Origin of the sequence: Curtobacterium sp. 18060 (assembly GCF_902706105.1) — a bacterium.
Lineage (GTDB): Bacteria > Actinomycetota > Actinomycetes > Actinomycetales > Microbacteriaceae > Curtobacterium.
Genome location: NZ_CACSJV010000062.1, coordinates 1 through 18,535, shown reverse-complemented (window position 1 = coordinate 18,535; position 18,535 = coordinate 1). Strand labels below are relative to the sequence as shown.

The following is an 18,535-nucleotide window of genomic DNA, read 5'->3' as shown; positions in this document are numbered from 1 at the left end:
TGTCGGCGCTCAGGCCGCCCGACATCGGAACCCGGGCGGAGACCACGCGGCGTGTTGTGGAACCCCGGCACCGAAACCCAGGCACCGAAACCCCGGCACCGGAACCCCGGCACCGGACGCAGGTCGTGCCGCCGCCCCAGCCTCCCGCCCTGGGCGGGACCAGCCGTCGGACGGGAGGCCCGTGGCGAGCCCGCCACGGGCCTCCCGTCCGCTTGTTGGTTGCATTTGCAACCATAACCGTCCAGACGGTACACTGACGGAGTCCTGACGGGGCGCGTGTCCATCCCGCGTCCCGTCTCGTCTGCCCCACGTACCGCCCGCCGTCGACCAGGTCCGGCTCGAAGTCCCAGGAGTCCGCCGTGTCCGCACTGCTCACCAGTCCCATCGCCACCCGCGTCACCGGCAGCCGCGCCCGACGGTTCCTCGCGCTCGCCGTGCTGATGCTGCCGGTGCTGCTCATCTCGGTGGACAACACCGTGCTGAGCTTCGCGCTGCCGTCGATCAGTCGTGCGCTCAACCCGGACGCCACCACGCAGCTCTGGATCGTCGACGCGTACCCGCTCGTCCTGGCCGGGCTGCTCGTCGTGATGGGCAGCATCGGTGACCGCATCGGCCGCCGTCGGATCCTGGTGATCGGGGCCACCGGCTTCGCGCTGTTCTCCGTCGCCGCGGCCTTCGCGACCGACGCCTGGATGCTCGTCGCCGCACGGATCGCGATGGGGGTGTTCGGGGCGATGCTCATGCCCGCGACGCTCTCGATCATCCGCAACGTCTTCGTCGACGCGGGGGAGCGGCGGATGGCGCTGGCCGTCTGGTCGACCATGTTCGCGGCCGGCAACGCCCTCGGTCCGCTCGTCGGTGGCACGCTGCTCGCGCACTTCCACTGGGGCAGCGTCTTCCTGGTCGCGGTGCCGATCCTCGTGCTCATGCTCGTCGGCGTCCCGTTCTGCGTGCCGGAGTCGCGCGACCCGATGCCGGGACCGGTCGACGTGCCGAGCATGTTCCTGTCCCTCGGTGCGCTGGCGCCGATCGCCTGGGCGATCAAGTCGTTCGTGCACCCGGAGGAGCGCGGGTTCGCGGTCGCGATGCTCGCCGTCGGGGTCGTCTGCGGCATCGCGTTCGTCCGCCGGCAGCTGCGGTCCCGCACGCCGATGCTCGACCTGCGCCTGTTCCGCAGCACGGCGTTCACCGGCAGCGTGCTCATGAACCTGATGGCGATGTTCTCGCTGACCGGCTTCCTGTTCTTCATCGCGCAGCACCTGCAGCTCGTGGCGGGGCTCGATCCGTTCGCCTCGGGCGTCGTGCTCATCCCCGGATCGGTGCTCACGATCGTCGCCGGCCTCGCGGTGGTGCCGGTCGTCGCACGGGTCGCACCGCGCTGGGTCGTGTCGGTGTCCCTGCTGTTCTCCGCCGCGGCGTACGCCCTCGTGGCGGTCCTCGGACACCACGCGTCGATCGCGGCGCTGGCGTTCGCGTTCGTGCTGCTCGGCATCGGGATCGGCGCGTCCGAGACCGTCACGAACGACCTCATCATCTCGACCGCACCGGCGGACAAGGCCGGTGCGGCGTCGGCGATGTCCGAGACGGCGTACGAGATCGGTGCGGTCCTCGGCACGGCCGTCCTCGGCACGATCCTGGCGACCACCTACCGGGCGCACGTCGTGGTGCCGGGCGGGCTGAGCTCGACGGCGCACACCGCTGCCCAGGAGACGCTCGGTGGTGCGGTGTCCGCTGCGTCGTCCCTCGGCGGCGGCGCCGGCCAGGCGCTCCTCGAGTCGGCGCGGGCGGCGTTCGACTCCGGCGTGACGATCACGGCCGGCGTCGCCGCGGTGCTCATGGTGATCGCTGCCGCAGGCGCCGTCGTCATGCTCAAGCGCCGCTGACGCGCGCCGCTTCGTGAGTCGCTGAAGCGCGCCGCTTCGTGAGCAGAAATGGTCGGGTTGCGCCACGCGACCCGACCATTTCTGCTCACGAAGTCATCGCCACGGCGCGCCCGGGAGCCGTCGAACCTGTGAATCGTTGACCTCAACCATGGTTCAGGTCATACGTTGGGACATGCCCGCCCAGTGACGGCACACCCCCGCGCGAAGGAACGACGACGAACACCATGCCCGACGAAGCCCCGGCGAACATCGCCGAAGCGTACAAGTCCGCGTTCCGCGGGCACCCGGCCGGCGTCGCCGTCATCACCGCCGAGGGACCGGACGGTCCGACCGGACTCACCGCCTCGAGCGTCGCGAGCGTGGCTGTGGACCCGCCGGTGCTCGTCTTCTCGCTGTCGACGAACTCCGGGTCCGCCGGGGTCGTGCTCGGCGCCCCGGTCTTCGTCGTGCACCTGGTCGACTCGCTCAGCGTGGCGCTCGCCCGGCGGTTCGCCTCGACCGGCAGCCCGACCGCGGACGACCCGATCTGGGGCACCCTGCCCTCGGGTGACCGCTACCTGCCCAGTGCCGCGAGCGCGCTCCGGTGCCGCCCGCTCTCCACGACCCCGATCGGCAGCTCGACCGTCGTCGTCGCCGAGGTCCTCGACATCGTCGTCGGCCTCGAGCACGGCGAGCCGCTGGTCTACCACAACCGGGAATTCCACTCCCTCACCGATCGTTCCCGGCTCTCGTGAGCCGCGGAATCCCATCCGCAACCCACTGATCGAAAGGACCTCACATGGCTGAGTACACCCTGCCGGAGCTGCCGTACGACTACGCCGCACTCGAGCCGCACATCAGCGGCAAGATCATGCAGCTGCACCACGACAAGCACCACCAGGCCTACGTGACCGGAGCGAACACCGCGCTGCAGCAGCTCGGTGAAGCGCGCGAGTCGGGCAACTTCGGTGCGATCAACAAGCTCGAGAAGGACCTGGCCTTCCACCTCGGTGGCCACGTCAACCACTCGATCTTCTGGACCAACCTCGGCCCGGACACGAAGGTCCCCGAGGGCGAGCTCGCCGCGGCGATCGACGAGTTCTTCGGCTCGTTCGACACCTTCAAGGCGCAGTTCGCCGCCGTCGCGAACGGCATCCAGGGCTCCGGCTGGGCCGTCCTGGCCTGGGACACCGTCGGCCAGAAGCTGACCACGTTCCAGCTGTTCGACCAGCAGGCGAACGTGCCGTTCGGCCTCGTGCCGATCTTCCTGCTCGACATGTGGGAGCACGCCTTCTACCTCGACTACCTCAACGTCAAGGCGGACTACGTGAAGGCCGTCTGGAACATCGTCGACTGGGAGAACGTCGCGGCTCGCTTCGCCAACGCGAAGTCGCAGTCGTTCGTGACGCTCTGATCCCCCGACCGCGGGTCGCGTGACGCGACCGACGGACGAACGGGAGGCACGGTGCCAGCTGGCACCGTGCCTCCCGTTCGTGCATCACGCCGCGGTGACTGCCGCGCCGGCGGCGAGCCGGTCGGCGATCGCCCGGAGCGCGGCGTCGGTGTCGGCGCGCTCGCGGTCGACGATCGCGGTCCACTGGGCACCGCGGGCAGTCGTCACGGCGTCGCGTGCGACGCGCTCGGCGGCCTCGGCGTCGTAGCCGTGTGCGCGGCACCACGCGGCGACCGCTGCCACGTGGTCCCGGTGCAGACCGCGTTGCCGGACCCGGCCGTCCATCGCCTCGACGGACCCGAGCTCGAAGGTGAGTCGGGCCGCGAGTGCTCGGTGCGGGTCGTCGAGGCGACCGAAACTGGTCACCAAGTAGTCGGCGAGGGCGGAGTGGTCAGCTGCGGGATCGAGCGCAGCGTGGCAGACCGTGTCGGCCAGGTGCACGACGACGGAGTCGATGAGGGCGTCGCGGGAGCCGAAGTGGTAGACGATCGGGTACGCACTGGTGCCCAGGATGCGACCGAGGCTGCGGACCGAGACGTCCTCGAGCTTGGTGTCCAGCAGGTGCAGGGTGACCTTCTCGAGGATCGCCGGCTTGAGCGTCGGGTCGGGCTTCCGGGGCATGGCATCTCCGTCGGATCGTCGGTGGCGGGCACACGACCCGCCACATGGTGGCATTGCGTATGTTACCGGTCGGGCAGTGCGATTGGCCACCACGATGAGGGTCCGTGCGGGCCCGAAAACGGAGCTTTACTCGGTTCCCCGTACACTGGAGCAGATGTCCATGCCGCAAGAGGCCTCCGTGCCCGTGTCGCAGCCCGAGGGGACCCGTGCCGGACGGGTGGTCGCGGGCCGCCGTCGTGGCGCCGGAAAACGGTTCCTGGTCATCGGCGACGTCCTGGACGGCGTGCTCGTGCAGACGACCGCGCACACCATCGGGGTGCACGACCCCGCCGCCGTGATCCGCCACCGACCGACGGGTGCCGCCGGCAACACCGCCGCCTGGCTCGGCTGGCTCGGTGCCGAGGTGGACCTCGTCGCGCGGGTCGGCGTCGACGACGTCTACCGGCACGAGCGCTCGTTGGAGGACGCCGGTGTCCGCCCGCACCTGCGCTACGACGCGATGACCTCCACCGGGGTCGTGGTGTCCGTGCGCAACGACAGCGGCCGCACGGCGATGTCCGACCCGGCCGCGAGCGGGAAGCTCACGGCTGCCGACGTCCCCGAGGCCGTGGCACGACGCGCGGACATCGTGCACCTGACCGGGCACGCGATGCTCGGTGGCGGCGCCGACCGCATCGCGTCACTGGTCGCCTGCGCACGGACCGGGTCGGCTCGGGTGTCGCTCGACCCGTCCTCGGCGGCCATCGTCCGGTCGGTCGGAGCTCCTGCCTTCCTCGAGGCCCTCGTCGGCGTCGACGTCCTCTTCCCCGGCCGGCAGGAGGCCCTCGAACTGACCGGGACGACCGACCTCGACGACGCGGTGCGGCGACTCACCGAGCACGTCCCGCTCGTGGTGGTCACGGTGGGCGCCGACGGCGTGCTGGTGGGGCGACGCGGACGGAGCGTGCACCGCGTCCCCGCGACGCCGGCCACGGTCGTCGACACGGTCGGCGCCGGTGACGCGTTCGCCGCGGGCTTCGTGCGTGCCTGGGCGACCGATCCCGTGCGCGTCGGGGCGGCTGCGCGTGAGGGCACTCGCGTGGCGGCGCGGGCACTCGGGTTCGTGGGTGGTCGTCCACCGGTGTGACGGGCAGTCGCCGGACCGGCACCGACACGGACCGGGCCGGCCCGCCGCGTGGGGTTCGGTGTGTCAGCGCTCGGCGGGCTCCGCCACGACGGTGAGGGTCTGGACCCGTCCTGCCGCGCCAGGGGCGAGCCGGATCTCGACGCGCAACCGCCCGCAGGTGCCGGGCAGCCACCACCGCAGGTGCGACGGCGCCGACGACTGCTCGGCGACGGGAGCGGCGGTCAGGTCGGCACCCACCTCGGCCACCGCCGCCGCGATCGCCCGCCGGCGTCGGTCGTAGGGGTCGTCCATCGCCACGTTCGGCGTGCAGACCGCGTCCGCCACGGCGTCCTGCCAGTCGGCCAGGAGGCCCGTCACGGCAGCCTGCGCCGCTCGCGTCGCCCGGACGGTCGGCTGGGCGCCGGGGCGGCGCACCGGTCCGGTCGTCGTGTCGGCGCGCCCGTCGGACGCCGCCGGACGCGTTGCGTCCAGGAGCAGGTCGTGTGCCTGCTGGGCAGCGGCGGAGACCTTCGCCTGCGTGGCGTTCTCGAACGCGACGACACCGAGGCCGGTCTGCGCGGACCAGCGCATGTGTGCCGAGAACCCCGGGTAGCCGCCGGAGTGCGAGACGAGTTCGCCGAACCGGGCGTCCTGTTCGACGAACAGCCCGAAGCCGTACGCCGTGGCGCGTGACGAGCCGGGGACGACGGACGACGGCACGACCCGCATCGCCTGCTGCATGAGCCGGCGGTCGGCGGGGGAGACCGGGCCGGGTTCCGGGGTGTCGGAGGACGCCGATCCGAGGTGCGTGGCCCACCGTGCGAGATCGCGGACGGTGGAGAACAGGCCGCCGATCGACGAGAACGCACCCGGGCCGGTCATCGGCAGGGGCTCCCAGTCGCCGTCGTGCGGGCGGAACCCGGTGACGACCGGTCCCTGCGCCTCGGCCGCGCTGAACACCGTGCGGTCGAGACCGAGCGGTCGGAGCACGGTGTCGCGTGCTGCCTGGGTGAACGGACGGCCGGTGACGACGGCGACGACCCGCCCGAGCAGGGCGTAGCCCAGGTTCGAGTAGGCGAACCGGGTGCCCGGCACCGAGTCGAACAACAGCCCGCCGCGCAGGACGTCGTCGAGCTCGGCGTCGCTGATCGACTCCTGCCGGTCCGCCCAGGGGTCGTCGGTGGGGAAGCCGGCCGACATGGTCAGCAGCATCCGCACGGTCGGTACGGGGGAGTCCGGTGTGGGCAGGGGCACCGCGCCGAACGCCGGGACGAACGCGGTGATCGGCGCGTCGAGGTCCAGTCGGCCGTCGGACACCAGCGTCAGCAGTGTCGCCGCGGTGATGCTCTTCGTGCACGATGCGATCCGGTAGACGGTGTCGGCGTCCGGCCGCTGCCCGTCGCCGCGATCGCCGTGGCCCCCGGAGGCGACGAGGCCGGTCCGGTCGAAGACGCCCCACACACTGCTCGGTGCGACGCCACGGTCGACACGGTCACGGAAGAGCGCGTCGACCTGCGCGACGGCGGTGTCCCACGGGCTCATGACCGACGCATCTCGGCGTACGCGTCGAGCGCGCGCTGCCGGGTCGCCTTGAGGTCGACCATCGGCTCGGGCCGGAGTTCCTCCGACGGCACCCACCGGTGCACGTACTCGCGGTGCGGGTCGAAGCGCTCGAGCTGCCGGTCGGGGTTGAACACCCGGAAGTACGGCGCCGCGTCGAAGCCCGACCCGGCGACCCACTGCCAGTTCGCGGCGTTGTTGGCGGAGTCGGCGTCGACGAGGGTGTCCCAGAACCACTGCTCGCCCACCCGCCAGTCGACGAGCAGGTTCTTGACGAGGAAGCTCGCGGTCGCCAACCGGACGCGGTTGTGCATGGCGCCGGAGTGCCACAGCTCGCGCATGCCGGCGTCGACGAGGTCGAACCCGGTCGTCCCGGTGCGCCACCGGTCGACCTCGGCATCGGGGGCTTCCCGCCACGGGAACGCGTCGAACTCGCGACGCACGTTCACCGTCGTGATGTCCTCGCAGTGGAAGTACTCGTTCCAGTTGAACTCGCGCCAGGCCAGCTGTCGCAGGAAGGCGGAGGCGTTCTGGCGCTGCTCGGGCTCGAGCGCTCCGTGCAGCCGGTGCCACACCTGGTACGGGCTGACCTCGCCCCAGCGCAGGTGCGGGGACAGGTCGCTCGTGGCGGCCATGGCGGGTTCGTCGCGCTGGTCGTAGTCCTCGAGCGCATGGGTGACGAAGTGCTCGAGCCGCTGGTGTGCGCCGTGCTCGCCGGGCTCCCAGGCATCGCGGAGTCCGCCGGCCCAGTCGGGACGGGTCGGCAGCAGGTCCCACTGGCGCAGGTCGTCGCTCGCGACCCGGGCCGGGGCGGGCAGGTCGCGCGGCTTCGGGAGCGGGTGCCGTGGTTCCGGCATCGCCTGGGCAGCGCGCCAGAACGGGGTGAACACCTTGTACGGCTCGCCCTGCCCGGTGTGGACGGTCCACGGTTCCCAGAGCAGGCTCGCCGCGAAGCTGTGCGCCTCGATGCCGCGCTCGTGCAGGGCGCTCTTGATGCCGGCGTCGACCTCGCGCTCGGCCGGACCGTACCGACGGTTCCAGAACACGGCGTCGGCACCGGTGTCGGCGACGAGGGCGTCGATCACCGCGGCGGCCGCACCCCGTCGCAGCACCAACCGCGAGTCACGGTCACGGAGTTCGCCGTCCAGTGCGGTGAGCGAGTGGTGGAGCCACCAACGGCTCGCCGCGCCCGCGGGACGGATGCCGGGGGACTCGTCGTCGAGGACGTAGACCACCGTGACGTCGCCACCGTGGTCGATCGCAGCACGCAGTGCGGGGTTGTCGGCCAGCCGCAGGTCGTCGCGGAGCCAGACCAGTGCGCCGGTCACACCGCTGCCGGGTCCGACTCGGAGACCGACCGCGCGACGGCCCGTCGGCCCGGGGCGGTGCCGACCGCGAGGCGCAGCTTCGTGCAGAGCTCGGTGAGGGTGCGGAGTTCGGCGTCGGACAGTCCGGCGCCGACCTGCTGCGCGATGCTCGCCGCGTGCTGCACGGCCACCTGGCGGTAGACGTCGAACCCGTGCGGGGTGAGCGCCACGATGACGCCGCGGGCGTCGGACGGATCCGGCTGCTTCTCGACGATCCCGCGGGTGAGCAGGCGATCGACCAGACGGCTCACGCTCGGCTGGGTGAGGAGCAGGTGGCCGGTGAGGTCACGCATGCGGCAGCGTCGACCGGGCTGCGTCGACAGGTTGAAGCAGACGTCGTACTCGTTGAAGGAGATCTCGCCGCCGGGGAAATCCGCGTTGAGGCTCCGCATCACGGTGACCTGGGCGCGGAACAGTGATTCCCAGGCAGCTACGGCGGTCGCCTTCTCGCTGCGGCGTGACTCGCTCACGATGGCGCTCCCCTCTGGTCGGACGGTCCGTCCACACTACCGACGGCCCCCGACAGGCGCGGGTTCGACATGCACGCGCTCGGACATGCACGAGGGCCGGCCGCTCTTCCAAGCGACCGGCCCTCTCCCTTGCACCAAGAGTTTCCTGCAATCACATTCCGCAGGCGGTGCCACAGCAAACACCGTCTGCACCACCGACTGTATAACGAAGCGGTAACGGCGCGCTAGCCTCCCCGTGCGTCGTTCGCTGCGAGTTCACCAAGAGCGACCGATCAGGATCAGAAGAGGTCGGGTGAGGGCGTGGAGGCGTAGCGCACGGCCACGTCGGCGTGCCGGTCGAACCGGTAGCCCACGCCGCGGACGGTGCGGACGATCTCCTCGAACGCGCCGAGCTTGGAGCGGAGACGACGCACGTGCACGTCGATGGTGCGCTCGTTCGGGGTCTCGTCCTCGCCGTCGGACCACAGGCCGTCGATGATGGCCGAGCGGTCCACCGTCTGGCCCTCGCGCAGCACCAGGAACTGCAGGAGTTCGAACTCCTTGTAGGTCAGGGGAGCTGCGTCGCCGTCGAGCGTGACGCGCTTGCGGGAGATGTCGATGACGACCCCGGTCTCCTCCGGCTCTGGCTTCTCGGCCTGCTTGCGGGCGGCGACCGCGGACCGGTCCTGCAGGGCCAGGCGGACGACGTCGACGTCACGGCCACCGGACTGCTCCGCGGCGACGGCGACGGCCGCGTAGGTCTCCGAGTTCGGCACCAGCTGCGCGGTCAGTGCCTTCAGCTGCTCGACGACGGCTGCGAGCGTCGTGCCGGCCGCTGCCGCCTTCGCCTCGTCGATCCCGACGTAGAGCGCGAAGCCACGGGCCTCGGTGCCCTCGGGCAGGGAGCGGTTGCGCTGCGGCGCGACGACCGGGCTGGTCGGCACGCTCGTCTGCCCGGTCGTGGCCGGTGTCGCGGGACGCGGACGGATCGGGGTGACCGTCCCGAGGTCGGTCGGCGCGGGAGCGGCGGTGCGGAGCGCGGTGCGGGGCTGGGCGATGGTGAGCGACATGGTGGTTCTCCGGGCGATGTGGCCGGTGCGCGTGTGGCGCTGGCGGCGGTGTCGAATGCGTCGACCCGGGTACGGCTGGATGCCGATGTGCCCTGCGGTCCTGCTGCGGACCGGGGCGGACCCGGGGGAACGGGAGACAGACCTCGTGACGTGGTGCGCGTCGCCGACGGTGTCCGTCACCCGGGGATCACACGCTCGCGACCGGGGTGGTGTCGCGGGGGATCCGGCTGGAACGGGTGCCGATCAGGCACACATTCGACAACGCATGACGGCGACCGGCATCATCATGCCGGCAGTCCCCTGGACCTCGGAGAGGACGCGGGTGGACACGGTTGCAGTCATGGGACGAGTATCGGCGGTATACCAAGGTGGTGTCAACCGTCCGAGCAGACGGTGCGTTCCGCGCACCGGTGGCGGTGGACCGGGCTGACGGACGACGGGAGGCCCGTGGCGGTGTCGCCACGGGCCTCCCGTCGATCGTCGGTGACGTCGACTGCCTACTCGGCCAGACCGTAGAGGCGGTCGCCGGCGTCGCCGAGACCGGGGACGATGTACCCGTTCTCGTCGAGCTTCTCGTCGAGGGCACCGAGGACGATCGAGACGTTGCGGTCGCCGACGGCCTCTTCGACCATGGCGAGCCCCTCCGGCGCACCGAGGATGCACACGCAGGTGATCTCCTCGGCACCGCGGGCGAACAGAAAGTCGATGGCAGCGGCGAGGGTCCCGCCGGTGGCCAGCATCGGGTCGAGCACGAAGCACTGACGGCCGGACAGGTCGTCGGGCAGGCGCTCGGCGTAGGTCTGCGGCTCGAGCGTCTCCTCGTTGCGGGCCATGCCGAGGAACCCGACCTCGGCCGTCGGCACGAGCTTGACCATCCCCTCGAGCATGCCGAGGCCGGCACGCAGGATCGGGACGACGAGCGGACGCGGCTTGGCGATCGAGACGCCCATGGTGTGCGCCACGGGGGTGTCGATGGGCGTCGCGGTGACCCGGACGTTCCGCGTGGCCTCGTACGCGAGGAGCGTGACGAGCTCTTCGGTCAGGGCGCGGAACGTGGGGGAGGGTGTGGTCCGGTCGCGGAGCACCGAGAGCTTGTGGGTGATGAGCGGGTGGTCGGCGACGTGGACTCGCATAGGGTCGAGCCTACCGTGCTGCCGACCACCTGGAGGTCCCGTGGAAGCGCCCGCTGCCCGTCCGTTCGTCCCGGCGATGGAGCGCGCGCTCGACGAGGCCCGGGCCTGCCTGGCGACCGGCGACGTGCCCGTGGGCGCGGTGGTGCTCGACCGCGACGGCGTCGTCGTCGCCGTCGGCCGGAACGAGCGCGAGGCGCTGCAGGACCCGACCGCCCACGCCGAGGTGCTCGCGCTCCGCGCGGCCGCCGCGGTCACGGGGGACTGGCACCTCGACGAGCACACGCTCGTCGTGACCCTCGAGCCGTGCCCGATGTGCGCCGGGGCGATCCTGGCCGCGCGTGTGCCGCGCGTCGTGTTCGGCGCCTGGGACCCGAAGGCGGGCGCGACCGGCAGCGTCTACGACATCGCCAGGGACCGCCGGCTGCCGCACCGTTCCGAGGTCGTCGGCGGCGTGCTCGAACGCGAGTGCGCCGCGCTGCTCGACGCGTTCTTCGCCGGGCGGCGCTGAGCCGGGCGGCGCTGAGCCGGGCGCCGCTCAGTCAGCGGCGAGGATGACGATCGCCTCGGTCGGCGGGCGCGGACCGGTGCGGAGCACGTCGGGCTCGACGTAGATGACCCGGGCGATCGGCACCGCGGAGCGCACCCGCTGCTCGACCGTGTCGATGCCCGCGGCGACGTCCCCCAGGCGGCGGTCGCCGTCGACGGCGACCTTCACGCCGACCATCAACTCGTCCGGACCCAGGTACAGGGTCTTGATGTGGATGATCGAGTCGACCTCCGGGCCGTCGAGCACCGCGTGCTTGATCCGCTCGACGTCGGCGGCGGTCGCGCCTTCCCCGACGAGGAGGCTCTTCGTCTCGATGCCCAGGACGACCGCGACGGCGATGAGCAGTGCGGCGATGAAGATCGTGCCGATCGCGTCGAACACGCCGTTGCCGGTGACCGCGGTCAGGCCGACGCCGAAGAGCGCGAACACCAGGCCGAGCAGCGCCGCGGTGTCCTCGAGCATGACGACGGGCAGCTCCGGGGCCTTGGCGCGGCGGACGAACTGGACCCAGCTGAGCGTGCCCTTCTGCGGGCGGGCCTCCTTCAGCGCGGTGCGGAGCGAGAAGCCCTCGAGCCCGATCGCGATGACGAGCACGACGAGCGGCAGCCACCAGTTCTCGAGCGGGTGCGGGTGGGCGAGCTTCTCGATGCCCTCGTAGAGCGAGAAGACGCCGCCGACGGAGAACAGGATGATCGAGACGACGAAGGCGTAGACGTAGCGCTCGCGGCCGTAGCCGAACGGATGCTCCTCGTCGGCAGCGCGGCGCGCCCGGCGACCACCGAGCAGCAGGAGGAGCTGGTTCGCGGAGTCGGCCAGGGAGTGCACGCCCTCGGCCAGCATCGACGCGGACCCGCTGATCGCCGCCGCGACGAACTTCACGATCGCGATGCCGACGTTCGCACCGAGTGCGGCGAGGATCGCCTTCGTGCCTCCTGAAGCGCTCACAGCTGTCCCCTTCTCCCGATCTGGAAGACGATCCTAGGCGAGGCCGGTCGGTAGGGTCGGGAGCATGACGATCGACCTGCCCCGTACCGCCCTGCTCGGCGTCGGCTCCATGTCCGGCTCGGTCCTCGACGGCCTGCTCGCCGCCGGACTCGACCCGGCGACCGTGACCCTCACGACGAAGTCCGAGGCGTCGGCGGCCGCCCACCGGGAGCGCGGGCTCGACGCCACCGCGAGCGACACCGACCCCGACGCGAACCGCTCGGCCGTCCGTGGCGCGGCACTCGTCGTCGTCGGTGTGAAGCCGTACGTGATCGCGGACCTGCTCGACGAGGTCGCCGCCGACCTGGAGCCCGGTGCGGTGCTGGTCAGCGTGGCGGTCGGCACCACCACCGCGAGCATGGAGGCGCGGGTGCCGGCCGGGGTCCGCGTCGTCCGGGCGCTGCCGAACACGCCGATCGGCGTCGGCCACGGCGTCACCGGGATCAGCGCCGGGGCGTCGGCGGACGCCGAGGCCGTCGCGCTCGCGTCGTCGGTGTTCACGGCGTCAGGACGGGTGCTCGAGGTGCCCGAGGCGCAGCTCGACGCCCTGTCGGCGGTGTCCGGCTCGGGCCCGGCCTACGTCTTCCTGCTCGTCGAGGAGTGGCAGCGTGCCGCCGAGGCGCTGGGCTTCGCCCCCGAGCAGGCGGCCGCGATGGTGCAGGGCACGCTCCGGGGTGCCGTCGAGCTGCTCGAGCGGTCGGATCGCGGACCCGCAGACCTGCGGCGTGCCGTCACGAGCCCGAAGGGCACCACCGAGCGGGCCGTCGCGGTGCTGCAGGACGCCGACCTCGCTGACACGTTCCTGCGCGCGTCGCGCGCGGCGATCGCGCGTGCGGAGGAGATCGCGGCGTCGTAGACGCGTCCGGGACTACTCGTAGGCGGCGAAGCGCTCCAGGTCCGTCTCGGACCCCGAGACGATGATCACGTCGTTCTCGCCGATGATGCTCTCCGGGGTCGCCGGCACGAACGGGCTGCCCGGCGGCTTGATGCCGAGCACCGTCAGGCCGAACCGCGTGCGGATCACCGTGGTCGCGAGGTCCTTGCCGCGCACCGCCCGCGGCGGGAACATCTTCACCACCGCGAAGTCGTCGTCGAACTCGATGAAGTCGAGCATGCGTCCGGACACCAGGTGCGCCGTGCGCTCGCCGGCCTCGCGCTCCGGGTAGACGACGTGGTTCGCGCCGATGCGGGACAGGATCGTGCCGTGCGACCGGCTGATGGCCTTCGCCCAGATCTGCGGGATGCCGAGGTCGACCAGGTTCGCGGTGATCAGCACGCTCGACTCCAGGTCGCTGCCCGTGCCGACGACCGCGATCGCGAAGTCCTGCGCACCGATCTGGCGCAGGGCGTCGATGTCGGTCGCATCGGCCTGCACGGCGTGCGTGACCCGGTCCGACCACTTCTGCACCAGGCCCGGGTCGGTGTCGACGACCAGCACCTCGCGGTCCTGCCGTTCGAGCTGACCGGCGGTGGCGGCGCCGAACCGGCCGAGGCCGATGACGAGCACGGGTGCGTCGTGACTGATCGCACCCATCGGGTGCGGGGGACGGGTTCGGTCAGCCAACGATCGGCCTCTCCTCGGGACGGCGGAACAGTTGCCGGCTCTGACTCGCGGCCAGGGCTGCGGCGATCGTCACTGTACCGACCCGGCCGAGGAACATGGTGGCGGCCAGGACGTACTTGCCGGACTCGGGCAGGTTCGCGGAGACACCCGAGGACAGCCCACTGGTGGAGAACGCCGAGATCACCTCGAACAGGACACGGTCGAGCGAATCGTCCGTGATCTGCAGGAGCACCACGGTCGCGACGGCCACGATCGTCGCCCCCCAGAGCACGATGGCGACCGCGACCCGCAGCACGTCGCTCGGGATGCGGCGGCCGAACGCCTCCATGCTCTGCCGGCCCCGGGCCTCGGCGACTGCGGCGAGGAACAGCACGGCGAGCGTCGTGACCTTGATGCCGCCGGCGGTCGAGGCCGACCCGCCGCCGATGAACATGAGCATGTCGGTGACGAGCAGGCTCGAGCCGTTCAGCTGGTCGAAGTCGACGAGCGAGAAGCCACCGGACCGGGTCATCGTCGACAGGAAGAGGGCCTGGAACGCGGTCCGTCCCGCGCCTTCCTCGCCGAAGGTCGTCGGGTTCGACGCCTCGAGCGCGGTGTAGACGATCGCACCGCCGATGAGCAGGACGGCGCTCGTGGCCAGCGTGAGCTTGACGTGGATGGGCCAGCGGCGCGGCGTGCGGAGCTGCTTCGTCAGGGTGCGGATGACCGGGAAGCCGATCGACCCCGCGACGACACCGATCATCAGGAGCGTCAGGAACCAGTAGTCGTGGGCGAACGGGTCGAGGCCGTCCGCGTTCGGTGAGAAGCCGGTGTTCGTGAACGCCATGGCGGCGTAGTAGAAGGAGTCGCCGACCGCGGTCCAGAACGGGATGCCGGCGATCAGCACGGACGGCAGCAGCAGCAGGCCGAGGACGATCTCGATCGACAGGGTGCTCACCGCGACCGTGGCGAGCAGGGTGCCGACCTCGCCGAGGCGGACGGCCTGCCCCTCGGGGACCGCCCCGTGGTGGGTGCGGAGCGGGTTCGAGTCGCCCGCGGCCATCAGCTTCGCGCGGAGCCCGAGCTTGCGGGTCACGAAGAGCCCGAGGATCGACGCGAAGGTCAGGACGCCCACCGCACCGATCTGCGTCCCGATCACCACGAGGACCTTGCCGAACACCGACCAGTGCGTGGCCATGTCGACGGTCGCGAGGCCCGTGACGCAGACCACCGACGCCGCCGTGAACAGCGCGTCGGAGAAGTGCGTGCCGGTCCCGTCGGCTGCCGCCCACGGGGTCATGAACAGCGATGTGAACACGAAGATGAGGGCGACGAACACCAGGATCGCCAGACGTGACGGCGACGAGCGCAGGACCGTCGCGATCCGTCCGCCGCGTCGTCGGGTGACGGTCACGTGCCGCGGGAGCGGCTCGGTACGGTCGAGCATCGTATGCCTCCGAGGACATGGGCCGGGACGGTTCGTCATGGTACATCCGTGGTGCCCCGGCTAGCCTTGCCCGCATGGCCGACATCTTCTCCGTCGTGGCGGACCCCACGAGGCGCGAGCTGCTCGGGACCCTCCTCGCCGCGTACGGATCGGACGTCACCGGCGGGGAACTCAGCGTCGGGCAACTGGTCGAACGACTGGGCGTCAGCCAGCCGACGGTGTCGAAGCACCTCCGGGTCCTGCGCGACATCGGACTCGTCACCAGCCGCGAAGAAGGGCAGCACCGCTTCTACCGGCTCGACCCGGAACCGCTCGTGTCGCTGGAGGACTGGGTCCTGCCGTTCACCGGCGCGGTCGACGCCGACGGCATGCCCGCGACCACGGCCTGGACCCCCGACGGTCAGCCCGTGTCCGTCCGCCGGAACGGTGCTGCCGGCAAGACCACCGTCGAGGTCGGGACCGAGCTCGGGCGTGTCATGGCCGAGGCGTCCTACCGGGCCACCGCGGCGATCTCCGGTGCGCAGCAGGGCTGGGAGCGTGTCGTCGACCGCAGCCGCAAGCGCTTCACCCGCCGCGGCGACGAAGACTGAGCCTGGACACTGGGTCGCACGCGCCTCTACAGTTGCCAGTGACCACACAGGTCACACCAAACCCGTGCGCGGATCGCGTGCGAGCCACCGAAGGCGGATCATGACCGGCAGTTTCGACGACGTGCGCTTCCTCACCGTCGCTGAGGTCGCCGAGATGATGCGTGTCTCGAAGATGACCGTGTACCGCATGGTCCACGCCGGTGAGCTCCCCGCCATCCGTTTCGGCCGGTCCTTCCGTGTCCCCGAGTCAGCCGTCGCCGACGTGCTGCGCGGCGGCATCGCAGACGTCGGCTGAGCGCACACCCGTCCGTTCCGGGCGCGTTCGACATCGCGTCAGCCCTCCGGTAGACTCGGCCGGGTTGATTTTCCGCGGTCTCGACGGCCCGGTGTCCGATACATCAGCACAGTCCGAGCGAGGTCCACATGGGTTCTGTCATCAAGAAGCGTCGCAAGCGCATGGCGAAGAAGAAGCACCGCAAGCTGCTTCGCAAGACGCGCCACCAGCGTCGCAACAAGAAGTAGGCCCCGAGCCTGCAGCGTCAAGCCCCGGTTCGCCGGGGCTTTCGCATTCCCCAGGGGACGCGGACCGCGGGCTACGATGGAGCCATGCCCGCAGTGACGTTCCTGACGAAGCCCGGATGCCACCTCTGCGACGATGCACGGCCCGTGGTCGAACGCGTCGTCGCCGAACACCCCGGCGTGACCCTGCAGGAACGCTCGATCCTCGACGACGACGCCCTCCGCCAGGAGTACGCGGAGGACATCCCCGTCGTGCTGGTCGACGGGCGCGTCCACAGCAACTGGCACGTCGACGCCGACCGGCTCGCACGTGCCCTCGAGAAGGCCGGTTCCCCCGCATGATCTCCCACGTCGTCGCCTGGACCCTGCGCGAAGACCTCGACCGCGCCGCGACCATCGCCCGGATCCGCGAACTCCTGACCGGCCTGACCGGCACCATCGGGTCGATCCGTTCGCTCGAGGTCGTCGAGAACGTCGCCTACCCGGAGAAGAACAGCGACGTCGCCGTCGTCGCGTCGTTCGACGACCTCGCCGGACTCGACGAGTACCAGGTGCACCCGGACCACCAGGCTGCCGCAGCCGAGATCCGTGGACTGGTCACGGGGCGGGCTGCCATCGACTGGCAGAGCTGAGCCGGGCCTCCCGTCCCGCCCCCGGTGCTGCGTGCGCTGCGGCGCTTCGTGAGCAGGAATGGTCGCCTCCCGTATCGGGAGGCGACGGTTTCTGCTCACCATGTGCGCTCGCGCGGGGCGCCGCGCGATGTGACTACGGGGTCAGGCGCGTCGGTCCACGGAAGAGGTACGTGACCTCGCGGATGGACGGCTCACCCAACATGAGCATGAGCACGCGCGCAAGGCCCATGCCGAACCCACCGTGCGGCGGCACGCCGTAGCGGAAGAAGTCGAGGTACCAGCCGAGCTCCTCGGGGTCGAGGCCCTTCTCGACGGCCTGCGCCTCGAGCACGTCGACGCGGTGCTCGCGCTGTGCGCCCGTGGAGATCTCCGCGCCGTTGAAGATGAGGTCGTAGCTGTTCGTGAGCGAGGGGTCGCCCGGCTTGCGCATGTGGTAGTACGGCCGGATCGAGGCGTCGTACTCGGTGACGAACACGAACTCCGAACCGTGGTGCTCCTTCGCCCAGGCGGCAACGCGGCGCTCACCCTCGGGGTCCAGGTCGCCGTCGGCGCGGACGACGTCGTGGCCGCTGTCGGCCACGATCTTCCGGGCCTCGGCCAGGGTCACGCGGGGGAACGGCGTCGCGGGGACCTGCAGCTCGAAGCCGAAGACCTCTTCGATTTCCTTGCCGTACTTCTCCTTGACCGCGGTGATGCCGGCGACCAGGACTTCTTCGTGCATCGCCATGACGTCTTCGTGGGACTCGATCCACGAGAACTCAGCGTCGACGCTCGTGAACTCGGTCGCGTGGCGGCTCGTGAAGGAGGGGTCCGCGCGGAACGCGTCGGCGATCTCGAACACGGCGCCGAAGCCGGCCGGCTGGGCCATCTGCTTGAAGTTCTGCGGCGACTGCGCCAGGTATGCGGTCGTCTCGAAGTACTCGAGCTGGAAGAGCTCGGCGCGCGACTCGGACGCCGACGCCATCAGCTTCGGGGTGTGGATCTCGATGTAGTCGCGGTCCACCCAGTAGGTGCGGAACGCGTGCTCCAGGGTCGTCTGGATGCGGAAGATGAGGTTCTGCTTGCGGTTGCGCAGGTCCAGGAAGCGCCAGTCGAGCCGCTTGTCGAGCGACGAGTCGTCGGCGATCGGGGTCTCCGGGATCGCGGCGCTCACCACCTCGAGCGTGCCGACCTTGACCTCGAGCCCGCCGAGCTTGACGCGCTCGTCGTGCTTCAGGGTGCCGGTGGCGTGGATGAAGGTGCCGTGGGCGAGGGCCGAGATCTCGGTGGTGGTGGCGAGCGCGGCCTGGGCGGCGTCGTCACCGTCCGCGGCCTCGCGCGTGGCGGGGTTCACGAGCTGGACGGCGCCGGATTCGTCGCGGAGGACGACGAACTGCACCTTCTTCTGGTCTCGGACGGTCTCGACCCATCCGGCCACGGAGACGGGGCCGTCGGGGAGGGCAGCGAGGTCGGCGATGCGGGTGCGTTCGATCACGGTGGTCGAGTCTAACCGTCTGCGTCCGGCGGCGTCGGTCCGCAGGGTGTTCCCCTCCACAGGGCGGCTCGCTTCCGGCGTCGTCCACAGGTCTGACCGGGAGGCCCGTGGGGCGTCGAGTGGGTCCGTAGCGTTCTCGACGTGGCCGGGTCGCGAGACGAGAGGGGGACCGGGTGGGG

21 protein-coding genes are annotated in these 18,535 nt (G+C 71.1%); 11 read left to right on the top strand and 10 right to left on the bottom strand.

Annotated elements, in window-relative coordinates:
* Positions 1-359: 359 nt before the first annotated feature.
* The 3 genes from GVL05_RS18040 to GVL05_RS18030 all read left to right on the top strand — a co-directional run bounded on the left by GVL05_RS18040 (position 360) and on the right by GVL05_RS18030 (position 3,276).
* Positions 360-1,883 (top strand): MFS transporter, encoded by a 1,524-nt coding sequence (locus GVL05_RS18040; protein ID WP_123292076.1) that lies wholly within the window; start codon positions 360-362, stop codon positions 1,881-1,883.
* Between the two features lie 224 nt (positions 1,884-2,107).
* On the top strand, positions 2,108-2,617 hold the full coding sequence (locus tag GVL05_RS18035) for a flavin reductase family protein (protein WP_111084301.1): 510 nt from the start codon (positions 2,108-2,110) through the stop codon (positions 2,615-2,617).
* Between the two features lie 44 nt (positions 2,618-2,661).
* Entirely contained in the window at positions 2,662-3,276 is a 615-nt protein-coding gene (locus GVL05_RS18030) for a superoxide dismutase (protein ID WP_111084300.1), read from the top strand.
* A gap of 84 nt (positions 3,277-3,360) precedes the next feature.
* Here GVL05_RS18030 and GVL05_RS18025 read toward each other — a convergent pair whose 3' ends face one another.
* Positions 3,361-3,936, bottom strand: a complete 576-nt coding sequence (locus GVL05_RS18025) for a hypothetical protein (RefSeq protein WP_159574032.1) — start codon at positions 3,934-3,936, stop codon at positions 3,361-3,363.
* Positions 3,937-4,090: 154 nt separating this feature from the next.
* Between GVL05_RS18025 and GVL05_RS18020 the strand changes: the two genes are divergently transcribed.
* Positions 4,091-5,062 carry a carbohydrate kinase family protein gene (locus GVL05_RS18020; protein WP_159574031.1) on the top strand — a complete coding sequence of 324 codons (972 nt, stop codon included), beginning with the start codon at positions 4,091-4,093 and terminating at the stop codon, positions 5,060-5,062.
* Positions 5,063-5,125: 63 nt separating this feature from the next.
* Here the strand turns inward: GVL05_RS18020 and GVL05_RS18015 are convergent, their stop codons facing one another.
* The 5 genes from GVL05_RS18015 to upp all read right to left on the bottom strand — a co-directional run bounded on the left by GVL05_RS18015 (position 5,126) and on the right by upp (position 10,620).
* On the bottom strand, positions 5,126-6,583 hold the full coding sequence (locus GVL05_RS18015) for a serine hydrolase (protein ID WP_159574030.1): 1,458 nt from the start codon (positions 6,581-6,583) through the stop codon (positions 5,126-5,128).
* The gene (locus GVL05_RS18010) at positions 6,580-7,929 is read right to left on the bottom strand and encodes a deoxyribodipyrimidine photo-lyase (protein ID WP_159574029.1); all 1,350 of its coding nucleotides are present in this window, start codon (positions 7,927-7,929) and stop codon (positions 6,580-6,582) included. The genes GVL05_RS18015 and GVL05_RS18010 overlap by 4 nt, the downstream gene beginning before the upstream one ends.
* Entirely contained in the window at positions 7,926-8,438 is a 513-nt protein-coding gene (locus GVL05_RS18005; RefSeq protein WP_159574028.1) for a MarR family winged helix-turn-helix transcriptional regulator, read from the bottom strand. The genes GVL05_RS18010 and GVL05_RS18005 overlap by 4 nt, the downstream gene beginning before the upstream one ends.
* Positions 8,439-8,716: 278 nt before the next feature.
* Positions 8,717-9,487: a winged helix-turn-helix domain-containing protein gene (locus GVL05_RS18000; RefSeq protein WP_123292081.1), complete on the bottom strand. Its 771-nt coding sequence runs from the start codon at positions 9,485-9,487 to the stop codon at positions 8,717-8,719.
* 497 nt (positions 9,488-9,984) lie between these two features.
* Positions 9,985-10,620: a uracil phosphoribosyltransferase gene (upp, locus tag GVL05_RS17995; RefSeq protein ID WP_111084293.1), complete on the bottom strand. Its 636-nt coding sequence runs from the start codon at positions 10,618-10,620 to the stop codon at positions 9,985-9,987.
* A 76-nt stretch (positions 10,621-10,696) separates the two neighbouring features.
* Between upp and GVL05_RS17990 the strand changes: the two genes are divergently transcribed.
* Positions 10,697-11,128 carry a nucleoside deaminase gene (locus GVL05_RS17990; protein WP_111084477.1) on the top strand — a complete coding sequence of 144 codons (432 nt, stop codon included), beginning with the start codon at positions 10,697-10,699 and terminating at the stop codon, positions 11,126-11,128.
* A gap of 27 nt (positions 11,129-11,155) precedes the next feature.
* Here the strand turns inward: GVL05_RS17990 and GVL05_RS17985 are convergent, their stop codons facing one another.
* Positions 11,156-12,112, bottom strand: a complete 957-nt coding sequence (locus tag GVL05_RS17985) for a cation diffusion facilitator family transporter (RefSeq protein WP_159574027.1) — start codon at positions 12,110-12,112, stop codon at positions 11,156-11,158.
* A 64-nt stretch (positions 12,113-12,176) separates the two neighbouring features.
* Between GVL05_RS17985 and proC the strand changes: the two genes are divergently transcribed.
* On the top strand, positions 12,177-13,007 hold the full coding sequence (gene proC, locus GVL05_RS17980; protein ID WP_159574026.1) for a pyrroline-5-carboxylate reductase: 831 nt from the start codon (positions 12,177-12,179) through the stop codon (positions 13,005-13,007).
* A 12-nt stretch (positions 13,008-13,019) separates the two neighbouring features.
* Here proC and GVL05_RS17975 read toward each other — a convergent pair whose 3' ends face one another.
* The gene (locus GVL05_RS17975; RefSeq protein WP_111084290.1) at positions 13,020-13,685 is read right to left on the bottom strand and encodes a TrkA family potassium uptake protein; all 666 of its coding nucleotides are present in this window, start codon (positions 13,683-13,685) and stop codon (positions 13,020-13,022) included.
* 22 nt (positions 13,686-13,707) lie between these two features.
* Positions 13,708-15,141 (bottom strand): TrkH family potassium uptake protein, encoded by a 1,434-nt coding sequence (locus GVL05_RS17970; RefSeq protein WP_123938603.1) that lies wholly within the window; start codon positions 15,139-15,141, stop codon positions 13,708-13,710.
* A gap of 74 nt (positions 15,142-15,215) precedes the next feature.
* Here GVL05_RS17970 and GVL05_RS17965 point away from each other — a divergent pair, with 74 nt between their 5' ends.
* The 5 genes from GVL05_RS17965 (at position 15,216) to GVL05_RS17945 (ending at position 16,882) form a co-directional block, all read left to right on the top strand.
* Positions 15,216-15,731 carry a helix-turn-helix transcriptional regulator gene (locus tag GVL05_RS17965; protein ID WP_123292085.1) on the top strand — a complete coding sequence of 172 codons (516 nt, stop codon included), beginning with the start codon at positions 15,216-15,218 and terminating at the stop codon, positions 15,729-15,731.
* Between the two features lie 100 nt (positions 15,732-15,831).
* Positions 15,832-16,026 (top strand): helix-turn-helix domain-containing protein, encoded by a 195-nt coding sequence (locus tag GVL05_RS17960; protein WP_022902482.1) that lies wholly within the window; start codon positions 15,832-15,834, stop codon positions 16,024-16,026.
* Between the two features lie 128 nt (positions 16,027-16,154).
* Positions 16,155-16,253, top strand: coding sequence for an AURKAIP1/COX24 domain-containing protein (locus GVL05_RS17955; protein WP_003792170.1), 99 nt, complete (start codon positions 16,155-16,157; stop codon positions 16,251-16,253).
* Between the two features lie 84 nt (positions 16,254-16,337).
* Positions 16,338-16,592 (top strand): glutaredoxin family protein, encoded by a 255-nt coding sequence (locus tag GVL05_RS17950; protein WP_123338836.1) that lies wholly within the window; start codon positions 16,338-16,340, stop codon positions 16,590-16,592.
* Entirely contained in the window at positions 16,589-16,882 is a 294-nt protein-coding gene (locus GVL05_RS17945; protein ID WP_123292087.1) for a Dabb family protein, read from the top strand. Before GVL05_RS17950 ends, GVL05_RS17945 begins: the two co-directional genes overlap by 4 nt.
* A gap of 133 nt (positions 16,883-17,015) precedes the next feature.
* Here GVL05_RS17945 and aspS read toward each other — a convergent pair whose 3' ends face one another.
* Positions 17,016-18,356, bottom strand: coding sequence for an aspartate--tRNA(Asn) ligase (gene aspS / locus GVL05_RS17940; RefSeq protein WP_159574025.1), 1,341 nt, complete (start codon positions 18,354-18,356; stop codon positions 17,016-17,018).
* Between the last annotated feature and the right edge of the window lie 179 nt (positions 18,357-18,535).

What these genes read in the sequence shown, in the direction of transcription:
- GVL05_RS18035 (WP_111084301.1), top strand. Translation starts at nt 2,108, where the DNA reads ATGCCCGACGAAGCCCCGGCGAACATCGCCGAAGCGTACAAGTCCGCG.
- GVL05_RS18030 (WP_111084300.1), top strand. Translation starts at nt 2,662, where the DNA reads ATGGCTGAGTACACCCTGCCGGAGCTGCCGTACGACTACGCCGCACTC.
- GVL05_RS18025 (WP_159574032.1), bottom strand. Translation starts at nt 3,936, where the DNA reads ATGCCCCGGAAGCCCGACCCGACGCTCAAGCCGGCGATCCTCGAGAAG.
- GVL05_RS18020 (WP_159574031.1), top strand. Translation starts at nt 4,091, where the DNA reads ATGTCCATGCCGCAAGAGGCCTCCGTGCCCGTGTCGCAGCCCGAGGGG.
- GVL05_RS18015 (WP_159574030.1), bottom strand. Translation starts at nt 6,583, where the DNA reads ATGAGCCCGTGGGACACCGCCGTCGCGCAGGTCGACGCGCTCTTCCGT.
- GVL05_RS18000 (WP_123292081.1), bottom strand. Translation starts at nt 9,487, where the DNA reads ATGTCGCTCACCATCGCCCAGCCCCGCACCGCGCTCCGCACCGCCGCT.
- upp (WP_111084293.1), bottom strand. Translation starts at nt 10,620, where the DNA reads ATGCGAGTCCACGTCGCCGACCACCCGCTCATCACCCACAAGCTCTCG.
- GVL05_RS17990 (WP_111084477.1), top strand. Translation starts at nt 10,697, where the DNA reads ATGGAGCGCGCGCTCGACGAGGCCCGGGCCTGCCTGGCGACCGGCGAC.
- proC (WP_159574026.1), top strand. Translation starts at nt 12,177, where the DNA reads ATGACGATCGACCTGCCCCGTACCGCCCTGCTCGGCGTCGGCTCCATG.
- GVL05_RS17975 (WP_111084290.1), bottom strand. Translation starts at nt 13,685, where the DNA reads ATGGGTGCGATCAGTCACGACGCACCCGTGCTCGTCATCGGCCTCGGC.
- GVL05_RS17970 (WP_123938603.1), bottom strand. Translation starts at nt 15,141, where the DNA reads ATGCTCGACCGTACCGAGCCGCTCCCGCGGCACGTGACCGTCACCCGA.
- GVL05_RS17965 (WP_123292085.1), top strand. Translation starts at nt 15,216, where the DNA reads ATGGCCGACATCTTCTCCGTCGTGGCGGACCCCACGAGGCGCGAGCTG.
- GVL05_RS17960 (WP_022902482.1), top strand. Translation starts at nt 15,832, where the DNA reads ATGACCGGCAGTTTCGACGACGTGCGCTTCCTCACCGTCGCTGAGGTC.
- GVL05_RS17955 (WP_003792170.1), top strand. Translation starts at nt 16,155, where the DNA reads ATGGGTTCTGTCATCAAGAAGCGTCGCAAGCGCATGGCGAAGAAGAAG.
- GVL05_RS17950 (WP_123338836.1), top strand. Translation starts at nt 16,338, where the DNA reads ATGCCCGCAGTGACGTTCCTGACGAAGCCCGGATGCCACCTCTGCGAC.
- GVL05_RS17945 (WP_123292087.1), top strand. Translation starts at nt 16,589, where the DNA reads ATGATCTCCCACGTCGTCGCCTGGACCCTGCGCGAAGACCTCGACCGC.